Below are 16,819 nucleotides of genomic sequence, written 5' to 3' on the forward strand. Positions count from 1 at the left end.
CTCCTCGTGCATCCCCGCACGTCGTCAAGACAGGTCAACGACGGTCGTCGTACCCGCAAGGTGTTGGCCTCTTCCGCAGTTCTCGTCCTCGCCGTCCTCGGTGTCGCGGCTTGCAGCCCGGCGCGCGCCAAGCCGGTCGCCGCGACCTCCAGCGCGGTGCTCTCCCCGATCTCCACCCCCAGCTCCTCGTCGAGCGCGCCGTCCTCGTCGGTCTCCTCGGCCCCGCCGAGCAGCAGCAGCTCGCTCCCGACGTCCTCGGCGGCCGCGCCGCCCCCCGCTCTCCCCAAGCCGCCCACCGCGCCCACGCAGGGCCTCACGGGCTGGCCGAACGCCTCGAACACCGGCGTCCAGACCACCGACCTGAAGCAGGTCAACGGCGACCAGCTGGTCAACGCCGACTGGATCAAGAAGCAGGGCCTCCCCGGCAGCGGGTCGCAGGCCGACCCGTACCGGCTGGAGAAGTACCTGGTCGCGGGCATGCTGCACGTCGACCTGCCGGACTCGACCAACCTGGTCGTCTCGCAGTCGCGCGTCTACGGCGGCGACTTCCACGCGCTGTGGATCGAGAACGGCACCGTGACCGTGCAGGACACGACGATCGCGCCGAACGGCAAGGGCCTGTCCGGCAACGGCATCGTGGCCTACCGCAACGGCACGTTCCTGCGGAACAACATCTACGGCTTCAACATCGGGATCATGGTCCAGGGCCAGGGCCCGTACCTGATCCAGGACAACTTCCTGCACGACACGTACTTCCAGTCGGGCGATCACACCGACGTGATCAACATGAACCCGAACGCCAGCAACGGCGTCGTCAAGCACAACTACATCGACGGCATCCGGCAGGACGGCGACTACACCCACAACGGGATCGGGATCTACAACGACCCCGGCGCCGGGTCGGGCTCGAACGCGGTCAGCAAGAACTGGACGATCGAGCAGAACTACATCACCCGCTCGAACCACCTGATCTTCGCGGCCGCGTCCCCGCCGTTCATCGTGAAGGACAACGTGCTCACGACCGAGTACAAGTACGCGCCGTTCCACAACGCGCTCGCGGGCAACGCGGACGGTGGCGGCAATGTGGACCAGAACGGCAAAGCCGTGAAGGCCCAGGGGTAAAGACCCCCTAAAAACACGAGACACCCTCGGTACCCGATCGGGCACCGAGGGTGTTTTGTCGTGACACAGGTGTATTCCCGGTGGACGCTGGGTGGTCGTTGGGCCGGTCGGTGGACGGAGCGTAACGACCCTCTCTTCTTGGTCGATCTAGCAAAGGATGATGCCGAGTCGTTCGCGCGCCGGGAGTTCGCCCGTGCGTCGTGGCTTTCCGAGGACGTGGCCGTGAAGCAGTTCCCCGATGCTGATGCCCACCGGCGTGCGCGCCCTCTCGCCGTGGTCGTGGTGACCTACCAGAGCGCCGCCGTGGTCGAAGGCTGCCTGGCGGCGCTCCCCGCGGCCCTGGAGGGCGCGGGCGAGACCCGCGTGGTGGTCGTCGACAACGCCTCCACCGACGGCACCCGCGAGGTCGTGGCGCGGGTCGCCCCGAAGGCGACCGTGGTCGCCCGCTCCGGCAACGACGGGTTCGCCGCCGGGGTGAACGCGGGTATCGCCGCGGCGCCGGACTGCGACGTGCTCGTCCTCAACGCCGACATCCGCCTCGCCCCCGGCTCGGTCGCGCTGCTGCGGGCCGCGGCCACCAAGCGCGTCGGCGTGGTCGCCCCGGCCTTGGTGGACGGCGACGGCGTGCCGCAGCGGTCGCTGCGCCGCTCGCCCACCGTGCTGCGGACCCTGGCCGAGGCGGTGCTCGGCGGCACGCGCGCCGGCCGCTACCAGGTGCTGGGCGAGACCGTGACGGACCCCGAGCGCTACCGGGAGCCCGGCGAGGCCGACTGGGTGACCGGCGCGGCCTGGCTCGTCACCAGGGAGTGCCTGAACGTCCTCGGAGCGCTGGACGACCGCTACCTGCTGTACTCCGAGGAGACCGAGTTCATGCTCCGGGCCCGCCGCGGCGGGTTCGCCGTGCGCTACGAGCCCGCCGCGAAGGCCGTGCACCTCGGCGGCGAGCTGGAGTCGTCGCCGCGGCTGTGGTCGCTCATGGTCGCGAACAAGGTCCGGCTGCACCGCGAGCGCTTCGGCCTCGCCAACGCCGTGCCGATGTGGTTCGCCGCCGCCCTCAACGAACTGCTGCGCTCGGTGCGGGGTGACGCGGCGTCGAGGACCCGTCACCGCGCGGCGCTGCGCGGCCTGGTCGGCATGAGCCGCTGGCCCGCCCCGCTGGACTCCGCGAAGACCGCCGGGGCCCCCAGCTACCTCTGCTTCTCCGCCCAGGACTGGTGGTACCACAACCGGGCGCACTCGGACTTCCAGCTGCTGACCCGCGTGGCCGAGCAGCGCAAGGTGCTCCTGGTCAACAGCATCGGCATGCGGATGCCGCTGCCCGGCCGCAGCACGATGTTCGCCCGCCGCATCCTGCGCAAGGCCAAGAGCGTGGCGATGCTGGTGCGCAGGCCGCTGCCGGACGTGCCCGGCTTCCACGTGATGACCCCGCTGCCGCTGCCGTTCTACGGCAAGCCGTGGCTGCGCAAGCTGAACTCCGTGCTGGTGCGCGCCCAGGTGCGGGCGGTCTGCGCCGTGCTGCGGATGGGCAGCCCGGTCGTCGTGGCGACCATCCCCACCGCGTGGGACGTCGTCGAGCCGATGAGGCGCGAGGCGCTGCTGTACAACCGCTCGGACCGGCACTCCGCGTTCCCGGAGTCCGACCAGAAGACCATCGCCGCGCTGGAGGACGAGCTGCTGGCGCACTCCGACCACGTGCTCTACGTCAGCCGCGCGTTGCAGGAGCAGGAGCGGGACGCCACCGGCGACCGCTCGTACTTCCTCGACCACGGCGTGGACCTGGAGCACTTCAGCCGCCGCCCGGCCGCCGAGCTGCCCGCCGACCTGGCGGGCATCCCCGGCCCGATCGTCGGCTTCTTCGGCGGCCTGGACGACTACACCGTCGACTTCGACCTGCTGGAGCACGTCGCCAAGTCGCTGCCGGACGCCTCGCTGGTGCTCATCGGCGACGCGACCTGCTCGATGGAGCGGTTCGCCAAGTACCCCAACGTGCACTGGCTCGGGTTCAAGCCGTACGAGGAGATCCCGGCGTACGGGTCGGCGTTCGACGTGGCGCTGATGCCGTGGCTCGACAACGACTGGATCAAGCACGCGAACCCCATCAAGCTCAAGGAGTACCTCGCGCTCGGCCTGCCGATCGTGACGACGGACTTCCCCGAGATCGACCACTACACCGACCGGGTGCGGGTGGCGAGGGACCACGACGGCTTCGTGGCCCTGGTCGAGACCTCGCTGGCCGAGGGCGGCCCCCTGTCGTCGGAGAAGCTGCGCACGTCCGTGCTGCCCGCGTCGTGGAACTCCCGCGCGCAGCAGCTCGTGGACCTGGCCGAGGGAGGCCGCCCGTGTGCGGGATAGCGGGGTACCGCAGGCTCGACGGCGCGCCCGCCGACGCGGACCTGCTGCGCGCCATGGCGTCGCGGCTCGTCCACCGAGGACCGGACGACTCGGGCGTCTGGACGTCCGGGCCGCTCGGCTTCGCCCACACGCGACTGTCCATCATCGACCTCGGCTCGTCCACGCAGCCGATGGCGAGCCACGACGGCCGGCGCACGGTCGCGTTCAACGGCGAGATCCTCAACTACCGGCAGCTCCGGTCCGAAGTGGACTACCCCTACCGCACGAGCGGCGACACCGAGGTCCTGCTGGCGCTGTACGAGCGCCACGGGATCGAGGGCGTGCGCAAGCTGCGCGGCCAGTTCGCCTACGCGCTGCACGACGCCGAGAGCGGCGACCTGCACCTCGTCCGCGACCGCATGGGCGTGCTGCCGCTGTACTACTACTTCGACTCCGAGGTCTTCGCGTTCGCCTCGGAGATCAAGGCGCTGTTCCCGGTCATCGGCAACCGCGAGGTCGACCGGGCGAGCCTGCACGACTACCTGGCGCACCGGTCCGTGCCCGCGCCGTACACGCTCGTCGAGGGCGTGCGGAAGGTGCCGCAGGGCCACCGGCTCCGGCTCACGGCCAAGGGCGCGGTGACGATCGCCCCGTACTGGGAGCTGCCGCGCGAGCCCGTCGTGGCGTCACGCACGCCCGAGGAGGCCGTCCGGCTGGTCGCGGACGCGCTCGACGCGTCCGTGCGCGACGCGCTGGTCGCGGACGTGCCGGTCGGCGCGTACCTGTCCGGCGGCGTGGACAGCAGCCTCATCACCGCGCTGGTGGCACGGGCCCGCGACGGCGCGGGCCTGCACACGTTCTCCGCCGGATTCGGCGACCCGCGCGTGGACGAGCTGGACTGGGCGCACAAGGTCGCGAAGCTCGTCGGCAGCGAGCACCACGACGTGATCGTGACGGCGGACGACTTCCGCGAGTCGTGGGCGAACCTCAGCTGGCACCGCGACGCGCCGCTGTCCGAGCCCGCCGACGTGGCCGTGTTCAAGCTCGCGCAGCTCGCCCGCCGCGACGTGAAGGTGGTGCTGTCCGGCGAGGGCAGCGACGAGCTGTTCGGCGGCTACCCCAAGCACCGCTTCTCGCAGGCGACCCGCTGGGCCGGGCTCGTGCCCGCCGCCCTGCGCGGCCCCGCCCTGCACCGGCTGGAACGCGCGCTGCCCGCCAGCCGCGCCCGCCTCGGCGTCGCCGTCCGCGCGATGGCCGAGCCCACGGCGGCGGAACGGATGCGCGGCTGGTTCGCCCCGTTCACCGTCGACGAGCGGAACGCGCTCCTCGGCGGTCCCGCCGCCCGCAGCGCCACGGGCCCGTACGAGCGCGGCCGGGGCGACGCCCTGCACCGCATGCTGTACGCGGACTCGCACTCGTGGCTCGCGGACAACCTGCTCGAACGCGGCGACCGCATGTCGATGGCCGCCTCACTCGAACTCCGCCCGCCCTTCCTCGACCACCGCTTGGTGGAGCTGGCGTTCACGCTGCCCAGCTCGGTGAAGGTGCGCAAGGGCGTCACGAAATGGGTGGTCAAGGAAGTGGCACGGGCCCACCTGCCGAACGAAGTGGTCGACCGCAAGAAGTCCGGGTTCAAGGTGCCGTTGGACGCCTGGTTCCGGGACGGCCTGCGGGACATGGCGCACGACCTGCTCACCGGGCCCTCGTCGTTCGTCGGCGAGGTGCTCGACCCGCGGGCCGTGCGGACGTTGTTGGCGGAGCACGACTCCGGCAGCAGGAACGAACAGCCGAGGTTGTGGACGCTGCTGTCGCTGGAGGTCTGGCGGCGGGAACTGGCCAGGGCCAACGGGGTGGAGGTGCTCGAATGAGCCAGGACAAGAAACGCGGACGGCGAGTGGTGATCACGAGTGCGCGGGAGACCCCCGGCACCGATGTCGACTTCGTCAGCGCCCTCAAGGTGCTGGGCAAGCAGTGGGTCGTGGTGACCGTCGGCGTCGCGCTGATGGTCGCGGCCGCGATCGGCATCTTCTTCATGGTCCCGCCGACGTACGAGGTGAAGGCCTCGGACGTGCTGCTGGTGCCCGCGCAGGTCGGCTCGTCGCAGGCCGGGCAGGCCAACCCGTACCTCGGGTTCGGCGGCTCGCTCGGCATCGTCGCCGAGATCACCGCGCGGAAGATGAACGACAAGTCCACCATCGAGGAGATGGTCGCCAAGGGCGGCACGGCCGAGTACCTGGTGGACATCGTCCCCGGCGAGGCGCCGATGCTCCAGGTGACCGCCAACTCCAAGGACCGCGAGGCGGCCCTGCGCACCGCGCAGATCATCGAGAAGTCGATGACCGAGCTGCTGACCCAGAACCAGATCGACCTGAAGGCGCCGGAGAACCTGCTGATCACCACCAACCCGGTGACCACGCCGACGCACGCCGAGGTCCAGCGGGGCAGCCAGATGCGCGCGCTCGCGGGCATGGCGGTCGTCGGGCTCGCGCTGACCGTGCTGATCGCGTTCCTCCGGGAGAGCGTCCAGACCCGCAAGCGGCAGAAGGCCGCCGCCGCGCGGAGCGAGGACGAGCCCGAGGAGGACTTCGACGAGTCGGAGGCGTTCGACACGTCCGTCCCCGAGCCGCCGAAGACCAACGGCGTCAAGGCCCCGGAGCCCGCTCCGATCCCGGCGCCGGTGCCGGTGCCCAAGCGGGTGCCCTCGACCCAGGCCCCGACGGTCAAGTCCGCGCCGGTGCCCGAGGAGCAGCCAGCGCCGCGGGGCAGGCCGCCGATGCGCAGGCCGCGCCCGGCCGACGAGACCCAGCGGATCAAGCCCGTCCCCAACCCCGATCACGTCGCATGGCCGCGGACCGAACTCGAGGTGAGCGCGCGGCCTGCCCAGCGCGACTGACCCCATGCGCGGACTCCCCACCCGACAGGAGAAGGGCGACGCACGAGGTCTGCTGACCTTCTTCGCCGTGCTCCTCTTCCTCCTGCCCGCCCAGCTGATCATCGGCCCGCTGGGCGCGAGCGGCACCCCCGCCGGTGTCGTCGGCATGGGCATGGTCGTGTTCTGGCTCGTCACCAGGATGCTGCCGAAGTCCGGGGCCAAGACCTACCTGCAACCGGCCCGCGTCGCCGTGGGCCTGCTGGTGCTCTCGGTGATGCTGTCCTACGTCTTCGGCACGCTCAGCCCGCTGCCGCCCGACCAGCTCTCGGGCGCGGACCGGGCGCTGCTCACCACGATGTCGTGGATGGGCATCGCCTTCGTCGCGGCGGACATGCTCAAGACCCGCCGGAGCGTGGAACTGCTGCTGCGCACGGTGGTGGTCCTCACCGGCGTGATCGCGTTCATCGGCCTGCTCCAGTTCGCGACCGGCTTCAACGTCGCCGAGCTGTACGGCCACCTCCCCGGCCTCAAGATCAACTACGACATCGGCAACGTGTCCGACCGGTCGAACTTCCGCCGGGTGTCGGCCACCGCCTCGCACGCCATCGAGTTCGGCGTCGTCCTCGCTGTGGTGTTCCCGGTCGCGCTGCACCTCGCGTTCTACGTCAAGGAACGCCGGTGGCTGTGGTGGAGCCTGGTCGTCCTCATCGGACTCGCGAGCCCGATGTCGGTGTCCCGCTCGGCCACGCTCGGCATGTTCGTGGCGTTCATCGTGCTGTTCGCGGGCTGGTCCGGCGTCCGGCGCGGGATCGCGCTGCTGGTGGCCCCGGTGTTCGTCGTCGCGCTGCGGCTGCTCATCCCCGGTCTCGTCGGCACCATCACCGGCCTGTTCACCGGCTGGGCCGACGACCCCAGCATCCAGGGCCGCACCGACGACTACGTCGTGGTCGGCCAGTTCATCGACCAGTCGCCGTGGTTCGGCCGCGGCCTGGGCACGTTCCTGCCCAAGGACTTCATCACGCTGGACAACCAGTTCCTCGGCAGCATCGTGGAAACCGGGTTCTTCGGCCTCGCCGCGCTCATCCTGCTGTTCGTCATCGGGTTCGTCACCGCCCGCGGCGTCCGCGTCCGCGCGCGGGACGAGGAGAACCGCCACCTCGGCCAGGCGCTCGCCGCGTCGATCGCCGTGGCGGGCCTGTCGTTCGCCACCTTCGACGGCCTCGGCTTCCCGATGATCAGCGGCGTGCTGTTCCTGTTCATCGGCATCATCGGCGCGCTGTGGCGGCTGGCCCGGCGAGGGGAACTGGCCGCGGGCCCGGTTCTCGTGGACGTGAAAGCGGGGATCGGGGTATGAGGCTGGGGTTCGCCTGCAGCTGGGACGCGCGACCGGAGCTGACCTGGTCGCACACGCCGTGGAACCTGCGCGAGGCGCTGCGGGGCAAGGTCGACGTCGTCGACCTCGGCGTCGAACACCCGCCGGTGCTGCGCAACGCGTTCAAGGCCGCCCATGCCCGCCGCGTCGACGGCCGCTGGGTCTCGATGTGGCGGCACGCGCCGTCGACCCGCCGCTTCGACGAGTGGACGCTGCGCCGGGCGCTGCGCGCGAACCCGTGCGACGTCGTGCTCCAGATCCAGGACCTCACCACGTTCGACCGCCCGTTCCTGATGCTCCAGGACCTCAGCTACGACGTCCTGCTCGACCTGGTGGACCGCCCCGGCGGGCTGAGCCACTTCCCGTCGCTGACCCGCGCCGACGTCGAGCGCTCCGCCGAGCGCCAGCGCGAGGTCTACGCCGCCGCCTCGGGGGTGCTGGCGATGAGCTCCTGGTTCGCCGACCACCTCGTGGAGGTCACCGGCCTGCCGAGGGACAAGGTGCACGTGGTCAACCCCGGCATCAGCGCGAGCGGCGACACCGCGGCCGTCGAGGTGGCCCACCGCCGACGGCTGAGCGGTCCCCGCAGGCGGCTGCTGATGGTGGGCAAGGACTTCCCGACCAAGGGCGGCGACCAGGTCGTGAAGGCGCTGGACCTCCTGCGGCGCGAGGTCGACCCCGCCATCACGCTCACCGTCGTGGGCCCGGACACCTGGCCGCTGGACGGCCCGGTCCCCGAGGGCGTCGACTTCCTCGGCCGGCTGCCGGTCGAGCGGATCGGCGCCCTGTACGACTCGCACGACCTCTTCGTGCTGCCGTCCCGCTTCGAGGGCTTCGGCATCGCCTTCGTCGAGGCGCTGTCCCGCGGGCTGCCGTGCGTGGGGCGGGACGCCTTCGCCATGCCGGAGATCATCACCGCGGGCCACGACGGCGACCTCGTCTCCACCGACGACCCGGCCGAACTCGCCAAGGTCGTGGCGCAGCTCCTGGACGACGACTCGGTCTACCACAACGCCTTCACCGGCGTCGCGGGCGTGGCCGCGCACTACTCCTGGGACCGCGCCGCGGCCCAGGTCGCCACCCTCGCCGAGGGGATCGCCCGGTGATCGGCTCGCTCACGGCGAAGGTGGCCGACAAGCTGTCCCCGCGGGCGAAGCGCCGGGTGCGCCGGGCGACTGACGGCCTCCTGAGCCCGCTCGGCTCGCTGAAGGGCATCCGCACCGCCGAGCGCGTGGTCGCCCTGACCTACGACGACGGCCCGGACCCCGATGGCACCCCCGCGGTGCTGGAGGCGTTGGCGAACCTGCGGATCCAGGCCACGTTCTTCGTCCTGGTGGAACGCGCCGAGGCCCACCCCGACCTGCTGCGCCGCGTCCTCGCCGAGGGCCACGAGGTGGCGCTGCACGGCATCGACCACTCCCGGCTCACCGAGCAGCAGGACGTGCACGCCCTGCTGGTGGACGGCAAACGCCGCCTGGAGGCCGTCGCGGGCCGGGAGATCACCCTGTTCCGCCCGGCGTACGGCTCCCAGTCCGTCGCCACGTTCACCGCCACCCGCCGCGCGGGCCTGCTCCCGGTCGTCTGGGGTCCCACGGTGGAGGACTGGGTGGACGGCACGGCGACGGAGGTCGCCGCCCGCGCCCTCCCGGCCCTGCACGAGGGCGCGATCGTCCTCCTGCACGACGGTTTCGAGGTCCCCGAGGGCGACACCACCCCCCGTCCCACGTTCGACCGCGGGGACGTCACCCGCGCCCTCGTGGCGGCGCTGCGGGCGGACGGCTACCGGCCGATGTCGGTGGGGCGGCTGCTCACCCACGGCCGCCCGTGGCGCACGGCGTGGTTCCGCCCGTGATCGGCGGACGGGGCCGGGGAACGGCAGACTGACCCGATTCCCCGGTCCCCACCGATAGCGAGCTGTCATGACCCTCTGGTACGTCCTAGCGGCCCTGCTCGTGGCGGCCGCGGCGGCGGTGCTGCTCCTCCGCCGCAAGCCCCGCCCCGGCAAGCTCCGCGACTCGGTCCCGGACTCCTCGTGGCTGACCCGGCCCCAGCCGGGCGACATCTGGTGGGCGGACGTCCCGTTCCGCGAGGGCACCGGCGCGAAGATCCGCCCGTGCGTGGTGATCCGCACCTACCGCAAGCGGGTGGACGTCCTGCGCATCACCAGCCAGGACAAGAGCGACCGCCAGGACCACCTGCGGATCCCCACCAAGGCCTGGGACCCCAAGGCGACCCACGACAGCTACGTGGACCTCTCCCGGCCCTTCCGCCTGACCGACCACGCCTTCACCCGCAAGGCGGGCCGCATCGCCACGCCCTCGTGGCAGAAGGTCAAGGCCCAGCACCCCACCGGCTGGTCCGCCTAGCCCGTCACCAACCGCGCGGCCACGTCGGCCCCGTCGGTCCGCACCGACCCGGCGACCTCGCGCGCCCGCGCCCCCCGCCGGAGCGCCTCGCCGAGCGCGGTGGCCAACGACTCGGCGGTGGGCGGCTCGCGGTGGGCCACGCCGATCCCCAGCGAGGCCACCCGCTCGCCCCAGTAGAACTGGTCGTACATCTGCGGCACCACCACCTGCGGCGCCCCGGACAACGCCGCGGCGGTCGTCGTCCCGGCCCCGCCGTGGTGCACGACGGCGGCCACGCGCGGGAACAGCGCCCGCTGGTTGACCTCGCCGAGGGACAGGCAGTCCCCGCCCTCGTCCACGAGGTCCAGGCCGGTCCACCCGCGCAGCACCACGGCCCGCCGTCCCGCCGCCCGAGCCGCCGAGACCATCACCCGGCTCATCTCGACCGGTGCCCGCACGCTCCCGAACCCGAAGTAGACCGGCGGTTCCCCGGCCTCGAGGAACGCCTCCAGGTCGGCCGACAGCGGCCGCGAGTCGGGCAGGAGCCACGCCCCCGTCTGCACCACGCCCGACGCCCCGTCCCACGGCCCCAGCACGGGATCCGCCGCCAACAAGGGCCGTTCCCCGAAGATGTGCCCCCGCACGTCGTCCACCGCGGGCAACCCCAACGCGGTTCGCCGCGCGTTGACCACCTCGCCGAAGGTGGTGTTCCACCGGTCCGCGTCCCGCTCCCACAGCACCCGGTTGTCGCCCTCGACCGCGTCCCCGCCCCGCCACGACAACGGCGGCGGCGCGTGCTCGTCGGACGGCAGCGTCACGGGGCAGTAGGACGTGTAGGAGTACGGCACCCCGGCGGCTTCGGCCACCGACCGCGCGGCGAACTGCAACGCCCCGCCCGCCACCAGCGCGTCGCACCCCTCGACGGCCGCCCCGACCGTCTCGAACTGGGTGACCACGCTCGCGTCGGCCATCTCCTTCAGCTGCGACGGCGTGGGTCGAGCCCGGCCGGGCTCGGCGGTGCCCTTCAGCTCCGGCCCGATGGGGACGAACGGCAGCCCCAGCCCCTCCACCAGCGACCGGAAGTCCGGCGGCGCGCACACCCGCGCCTCGTGCCCGAGTTCGACCAACCGCACGCCCAGCGCCACCACCGGCTGGACCTCGCCCCGTGACCCGATGGTCGACAACAGCACCCGCATGAACCCTCCAAACCCTCGGCAGGGCTCGAAGTCTGGACCGGCCACGGGGTCTTGCCACAAGCCCCGTACCGCGCTATACGTTCCAATGGGGCCGAAGAACTACCGCGCGGGCACCGGCGACGAGGCCGCGGTGGCCACCAGCACCGGCTCCGACTTCCCGTCGGCGGCGACCCGGTACACCCCCGGCACCCCGGTCTGCTGCGAGGGCACCCCGTACGCCAGCGTCGAGTCGTCCAGCCACGCCGCCTGGTCGTCGATCCCGGCCGTTCCCGGAAGCACCGTCTCCACCCCGGTGGCGAGGTCCGACACCGCCAGCTCCCACCGGCCGACCCACTTGGTCGCCTTCTTGTACGCCAGCCTCTTCCCGTCCGGCGACAGCGACGGGCACTCCGGCCCCTGCCGCACGGTGGCGGCCGTCTTGGAAGCCGTGGACCCCTTGATCAGCCACCGCCGCCCGCCGGTGCCCACGGTCGCGTAGAACGCCGTGTCGTCGGCCTCGAACGTCATGCCCCAGTAGTTCACGTCCGACGCCGTGTGCGCCGTCCCGTCGACCGTCAGCGCGTAGGTCTCCAACGACTCCACGACCTCGCCGCTGCGGAGGTCGAAGTACCCGGTGCGGGTGGAGAACCCGCCCGCGGAGGAGTACGAGTCGCCGGTCACGAACACCGTCCACGACACGATTTTCCCGGATGCGGACACCCGCGCCCGCGAGGGCACACCCGGCAACGGGATCGACTTCACCACGGTCCCGCCGACGAACACCGCGGCCTCGAACGACGGCCCGATCCCCGCCACCCGCAGGCACACGGTCGTCCCGGCCGCCGTGTAGATCCGCTGGCACCGCAGTCCCGTGGGCGTCCGCGGCCCGTCGGTGGCCGACGGGTCGACGGAGGCCACGGCGTCCCCGCCGTCGCGCTGGTCCACGAGGGTGATGGCCGCGCCGTCCGCGGGAGCGGTCGCCGCGGTGGCGCCGGACGGCCCGCCGACCCGCCACAGGTAGATCCCCGTGGCCAGCACGACCACGACGATCAGGACCACCCCGAGCGCGGTGCGGTTGCGGGTCACGACGCCGACTCCTCCTTGCGGGTCACCACGAGCACGACGAGCAGCGCGACGCCGAGCAGGCCGACGGCCGTGAGGACCGCCGTGCTCAACGTCGCGTACTGGAGCAGGAACCCGAAGGCGATCGACGACACCAGCCGCGCCAGCGCCTGCCCGGTCTGCACCACGGCGAGCCCCGAGCCGCGCAGCGACTCCGGGATCATCGCCCCGGTCCACGCCGACAGCACGCCGTCGGTGGCCGCGTAGAACAGCCCGTGCATCAGCAGCGCCGCGACGGCCAGGGGAGCCCCGCCCGCGGGCGCGAGCAGCAGCAGGTACACGCCCAGCAGCAGCACGTGGCCGCCGAAGAACACCGGCCAGCGCCCGATCCGGTCGGACAACCGGCCGAGGGGGGCCGCGAAGAGCAGGAACGTCAACGCCGTTCCCAGCGGCAGCAGCGGCAGCCACCCGAGCGGGATCTCGGTGGTGCGCTGCACCAGGACGAACACGAACGCGTCCGACACCGTCGCGAGGCCCAGCAGGGCGGCGATCATCCCGGCCCGGCGGAACGGCACGTCCTTCAGCAGCGCCAGGCCGGCCTTGATGCTGGGCCGGGGCCCGACGGACGCGGTGGCCTGCGCCCGTTCCGGCACGAAGAACCCGAGCACGATCAGCCCCAGCACGGCGAAGCCGAAGCTCACGACGAAGAACGGGGTCGGCGCGGAGCCGAGGTTCGTGAGGATGAGGAACGTCACTATCGGGCCGATCATCGCGCCCACGGTGTCCATGCTCCGGTGCACGCCGAACGCGGTGCCGAGTTGCTCCGGGGGCACGCTCAACGAGATCAGCGCGTCGCGCGGAGCCGTGCGCAGGCCCTTGCCCGCGCGGTCCGCGGCGATCACGCCGCCGATGCCGAACGCCGACGCGCCCACCGCCGGGAAGACCAGCTTGGTGGCCGCCGACAGGCCGTACCCGATGCCCGCCACCAGCTTCGGCCTGCGCAGCCGGTCGGCCACGTGCCCGCCCACCAGCCGCAGGACCGCGGTCGCGCCCGTGTACAGGCCGTCGAGCAGTCCGAACTGGACGTAGCCGATGTTCAGGCTGAACAACAGGTAGACGGGGAGGAACGCCGTGATCATCTCCGCCGACACGTCCGTCAGCAGGCTGACCACGCCGAGCGCGACGACCGTCCTGGGAACCGCGCCCAGCCGAGTGCGCGTGCCGGCTCGCGCAGAAGCGATGTACACCCCGAACCCACCTTCCGCCTGCCCCGGATATCGGCACGGGGTGCACTCAGCGTTACACCGCTCGGCGGTACGCCGCGTAGCCGTGAGCCGCCTGGCTGTGATGTTTCGGCGAAACCGGTAACCCTTTGGCTGTGCGGAGCGACTACGAAGCGTCAGCTCACCTCAGGAAGAGGGTTCAGTGAGACGCGCGCCGCATGTGCTGATCATCGTGCAGAACCTCCCCGTCCCGCTGGACCGCAGGGTCTGGCTGGAGTGCCGGGCGCTGGTCAACGCGGGATACGAGGTCTCGGTCATCTGCCCGAAGGGCCCCGGTGACCCGGCCTACGCCGTGCTGGACTCGGTGCACCTGTACAAGTACCGGCCGCCGCCCCAGGCCGAGGGCGTCGTCGGCTACGCGTGGGAGTTCCTGTACTGCTGGCTGCGCACCGCGTGGCTGAGCCAGAAGGTGTGGCGGCGCAGCCGGTTCCACGTCATGCAGGCGTGCAACCCGCCGGACACCTACTGGGCGCTGGCGCTGCTGTGGCGGACGATGGGCGTCAAGTTCCTCTTCGACCACCACGACCTCAACCCCGAGGTGTTCCTGTCCCGCTTCGGCAAGCCGAAGGGCGTCGCGGGCCGCGCGCAGCTGGCGATCCTGAAGTGGTTGGAGCGGCGGACGTTCCGCACCGCCGACCGGGTGACGTCGACCAACACCTCGTACCAGAAGATCGCCTGGGATCGGGGCCGCGTGCCCCGCGAGCACACCGCCGTCGTGCGGTCGGGCCCGGACACGTCGGTCATGCGGCCGACCGCGGGCGACCCGACCCTGCTGCGCGGCGGGAAGCACCTCGTGGCGTACCTCGGCATCATGGGCCCGCAGGACGGCGTGGACGGCGTCCTGGAGGTGGCCAAGCGGATCGTGCACGACCGCGGGCGCACCGACGTCCGCTTCGCGCTCCTCGGGTTCGGCGACTGCCTGGAGGACCTGAAGGAGCAGAGCACCGCGTGGGGCCTGGACGACTACGTGGAGTTCACCGGCCGCGTCGGACCGGAGCAGATCTCCCGCTACCTCTCCACCGCGTCGGCGGGTGTCGGCCCGGACCCGCTGAACCCGTTGAACGACGTGTCGACGATGAACAAGACCATGGAGTACATGGCCTACGCCGTCCCGGTCGTGGCCTACCGGCTGACCGAGACCGTGGTGTCGGCCGCCGACTGCGCGGTGTACGTGGAGCCCGGCGACGTGGACGGGTTCGCGCAGTCGTTGCTGGACCTGCTGGACGACCCCGAGCGGCGCGCCGAACTGGGCGCGACCGGGCGGCGGCGCTGCGAGAAGGTGCTGGACTGGCGGCCCCAGGCGGAGAACTACATCGGCGTCTTCGACGAGCTGCTGGGCTTCCGCTCGAAGGGCCCCTTCCCGGACGGACCCGCGGTCCTGAACGCGTCGGGGACCGACCAGTGGGGCAGGACGTTGGTCGACGTGACCGACGACGCGGTGCTCCGCGCGTTCGCCGCCGACCGGGGTCACTCCACCGAGGACACGACGGTACGGGAAATCGGCTAACACCAACGGTTCGGCGCGCGATGTCCGGATTAGGTCGGGGATCAGCGCCAGGAGGCTCCACATGCCAGTTCTCGATCGTTCTCGCGCCACGACGGTCTTAGCCGTCGCCGCGGCGGTGTCGGCGCTCGTCGCCACGCCCGCGGCGTCGGCCGACCCGATCGGACGCGTGCTCGGTTACGTCGCCAACAACGGCGGCGGTGTGTCGGTCATCGACACCGCGGACAACTCGATCACCAGGACTGTCACCGACAACGCGGGCAGCTCGCCGTACACGGCGGACATCGCGTTCGACGGAACCCGTGGCTACGTCACGAACCTCAGGGACAACACGCTGTCGGTGATCGACGCGCCGACCAACTCGGTCGACGCGAGGATCCCGGTGGGCTCCAAGCCCGCGGGTGTCGTCGTCGCGCCCGACGGCGGCTTCGTGTACGTCACGAACTACGGCGACGGCACGCTGTCCGTTGTGGACGTCGCCACCCTCAGCGTCGTCAAGACCGTGAACGTCGGCCCGAGCCCGGACGGCGTGGCGATCTCCCCGGACGGCAAGACCGTCTACGTGGCCAACGACGTCACCGGCCCGACGACGCTGACGGTCGTCGACGCGACGACGAACACGGTGTCCGCGTCGGTGTACACCGGCAGCAGGCCCAGTTCGCTCGCCGTGTCGCCCGACGGCAGCCGCCTGCTGGTCGTCAACAAGAACTCCGAGGACGTCGCGGTCGTCGACACGGCCAGCAGGACCGTGCTGCGGATCGTCACGGTCAACCAGGTCCCGTACGGCGTCGACATCACCGCCGACGGCAAGCGCGCCTACGTGACGAACTCGGGCTCCAACACGGTGTCGGTGCTCAACCTGGAGAACGTGGGCAACCCCAACGTCCCCGTGGTCGACGGCGCGCCGATCCCGGTGGGCGGCAGGCCGATCGGCCTCGCCCTCACGCCCGACGACAGCAAGGTCTACGTCACGAACTTCACCTCGGGCACCGTGTCGGTGATCGACACGGCGACCAGGGCGGTCACGGCCACGATCCCCGTCGGTGAGAAGCCGGTCGGCGTCGCCGTGCACTTCGTGCCCGCCGCGGCGACCGTGCTGACCGGCGGCTCGGCGAAGCTCGCGATCACGCTGCCCAGCGTGCTGTCGGTGAGGAGCATCGACGCGCGGCTCACCGAGCAGCACACCGGCGCGCCGGTTGTTGGCGAGACCGTCGTTTTCCGCACCGTCGAGGGAAACCCGCTGTGCACCGCGATCACGGACGCTACGGGCACCGCTCGGTGCGACTCCGCCCCGGCGCTCCTGGTCACGGTGGGCGTCCTGCTCAAGGGGTACACGGCGAGCTTCCCCGGCACCAACGCGTACACGTCTTCGGTCGCCCACGGCACGACGACGCTGCTGTAGCCAACGTCGGCCCGCGCGCCGACCGCCAGACACAGGACTAGGGGAGTGACTGCAGGTGTTCATCCGACGGATCGCAGTGATCGGGACGGGGTATGTCGGCCTGACGACGGGCGCCTGCCTGGCTTCCCTCGGCCACCGCGTCGTGTGCGCGGACGTGGACGTGGAGAAGGTCGAGCGGCTGTCGCGCGGTGAGGTCGACATCCTCGAGCCCGGCCTCCCGGAGCTCGTGGCCGAGGGCATCGCGTCCGGACGCCTGTCGTTCGTCGTCGGCGCGGACAACCCGGGGCCCGGGGATGCCAGGCCGGAGGAGGTCGGGTTGCTCTCCGATCCCAAGCCCTTGGTCGTCGGCGG

General features: G+C 71.7%; 13 protein-coding genes and 1 pseudogene. 11 read left to right on the forward strand and 3 right to left on the reverse strand.

Translation table 11 applies throughout. The features are described from left to right. Positions 1-63: 63 nt before the first annotated feature. From ACFWW9_RS01030 to ACFWW9_RS01065, 8 genes are all read left to right on the forward strand, one after another. Positions 64-1,122, forward strand: coding sequence for a hypothetical protein (locus tag ACFWW9_RS01030; RefSeq protein ID WP_390370330.1), 1,059 nt, complete (start codon positions 64-66; stop codon positions 1,120-1,122). Positions 1,123-1,260: 138 nt separating this feature from the next. Next, on the forward strand, positions 1,261-3,474 hold the full coding sequence (locus ACFWW9_RS01035) for a glycosyltransferase (RefSeq protein WP_390370331.1): 2,214 nt from the start codon (positions 1,261-1,263) through the stop codon (positions 3,472-3,474). Beyond that, on the forward strand, positions 3,462-5,321 hold the full coding sequence (gene asnB / locus ACFWW9_RS01040; protein ID WP_390370332.1) for an asparagine synthase (glutamine-hydrolyzing): 1,860 nt from the start codon (positions 3,462-3,464) through the stop codon (positions 5,319-5,321). The genes ACFWW9_RS01035 and asnB overlap by 13 nt, the downstream gene beginning before the upstream one ends. Beyond that, on the forward strand, positions 5,318-6,346 hold the full coding sequence (locus ACFWW9_RS01045) for a hypothetical protein (RefSeq protein WP_390370333.1): 1,029 nt from the start codon (positions 5,318-5,320) through the stop codon (positions 6,344-6,346). Before asnB ends, ACFWW9_RS01045 begins: the two co-directional genes overlap by 4 nt. 4 nt (positions 6,347-6,350) lie before the next feature. Further along, positions 6,351-7,679, forward strand: a complete 1,329-nt coding sequence (locus tag ACFWW9_RS01050; protein ID WP_390370334.1) for an O-antigen ligase family protein — start codon at positions 6,351-6,353, stop codon at positions 7,677-7,679. Beyond that, positions 7,676-8,803 carry a glycosyltransferase family 4 protein gene (locus ACFWW9_RS01055; protein ID WP_390370335.1) on the forward strand — a complete coding sequence of 376 codons (1,128 nt, stop codon included), beginning with the start codon at positions 7,676-7,678 and terminating at the stop codon, positions 8,801-8,803. Before ACFWW9_RS01050 ends, ACFWW9_RS01055 begins: the two co-directional genes overlap by 4 nt. Further along, positions 8,800-9,549, forward strand: coding sequence for a polysaccharide deacetylase family protein (locus tag ACFWW9_RS01060; protein WP_390370336.1), 750 nt, complete (start codon positions 8,800-8,802; stop codon positions 9,547-9,549). Before ACFWW9_RS01055 ends, ACFWW9_RS01060 begins: the two co-directional genes overlap by 4 nt. A gap of 67 nt (positions 9,550-9,616) precedes the next feature. Next, complete coding sequence (locus tag ACFWW9_RS01065; protein ID WP_390370337.1) at positions 9,617-10,063, forward strand: type II toxin-antitoxin system PemK/MazF family toxin; 447 nt, start codon at positions 9,617-9,619, stop codon at positions 10,061-10,063. On the opposite strand, the gene ACFWW9_RS01070 is transcribed toward ACFWW9_RS01065, so the two are convergent. The 3 genes from ACFWW9_RS01070 to ACFWW9_RS01080 form a co-directional block, all read right to left on the reverse strand. Beyond that, positions 10,060-11,238: a glycosyltransferase gene (locus ACFWW9_RS01070; protein WP_390370338.1), complete on the reverse strand. Its 1,179-nt coding sequence runs from the start codon at positions 11,236-11,238 to the stop codon at positions 10,060-10,062. The genes ACFWW9_RS01065 and ACFWW9_RS01070 overlap by 4 nt on opposite strands. Positions 11,239-11,337: 99 nt before the next feature. Next, complete coding sequence (locus tag ACFWW9_RS01075; RefSeq protein WP_390370339.1) at positions 11,338-12,303, reverse strand: hypothetical protein; 966 nt, start codon at positions 12,301-12,303, stop codon at positions 11,338-11,340. Next, positions 12,300-13,526, reverse strand: coding sequence for an MFS transporter (locus tag ACFWW9_RS01080; protein ID WP_390370340.1), 1,227 nt, complete (start codon positions 13,524-13,526; stop codon positions 12,300-12,302). The genes ACFWW9_RS01075 and ACFWW9_RS01080 overlap by 4 nt, the downstream gene beginning before the upstream one ends. A 178-nt stretch (positions 13,527-13,704) precedes the next feature. Between ACFWW9_RS01080 and ACFWW9_RS01085 the strand changes: the two genes are divergently transcribed. The 3 genes and pseudogenes from ACFWW9_RS01085 to ACFWW9_RS01095 form a co-directional block, all read left to right on the forward strand. Then, positions 13,705-15,069, forward strand: a complete 1,365-nt coding sequence (locus ACFWW9_RS01085) for a glycosyltransferase family 4 protein (protein ID WP_390370341.1) — start codon at positions 13,705-13,707, stop codon at positions 15,067-15,069. A gap of 61 nt (positions 15,070-15,130) precedes the next feature. Continuing rightward, complete coding sequence (locus ACFWW9_RS01090; RefSeq protein ID WP_390370342.1) at positions 15,131-16,468, forward strand: beta-propeller fold lactonase family protein; 1,338 nt, start codon at positions 15,131-15,133, stop codon at positions 16,466-16,468. 55 nt (positions 16,469-16,523) lie between these two features. Next, positions 16,524-16,819 (forward strand): annotated as a pseudogene (locus ACFWW9_RS01095) (UDP-glucose 6-dehydrogenase); the annotation flags it as partial.

Origin of the sequence: Umezawaea sp. NPDC059074 (genome assembly GCF_042738955.1) — a bacterium.
In the GTDB taxonomy this organism is placed as follows: Bacteria; Actinomycetota; Actinomycetes; order Mycobacteriales; family Pseudonocardiaceae; genus Umezawaea.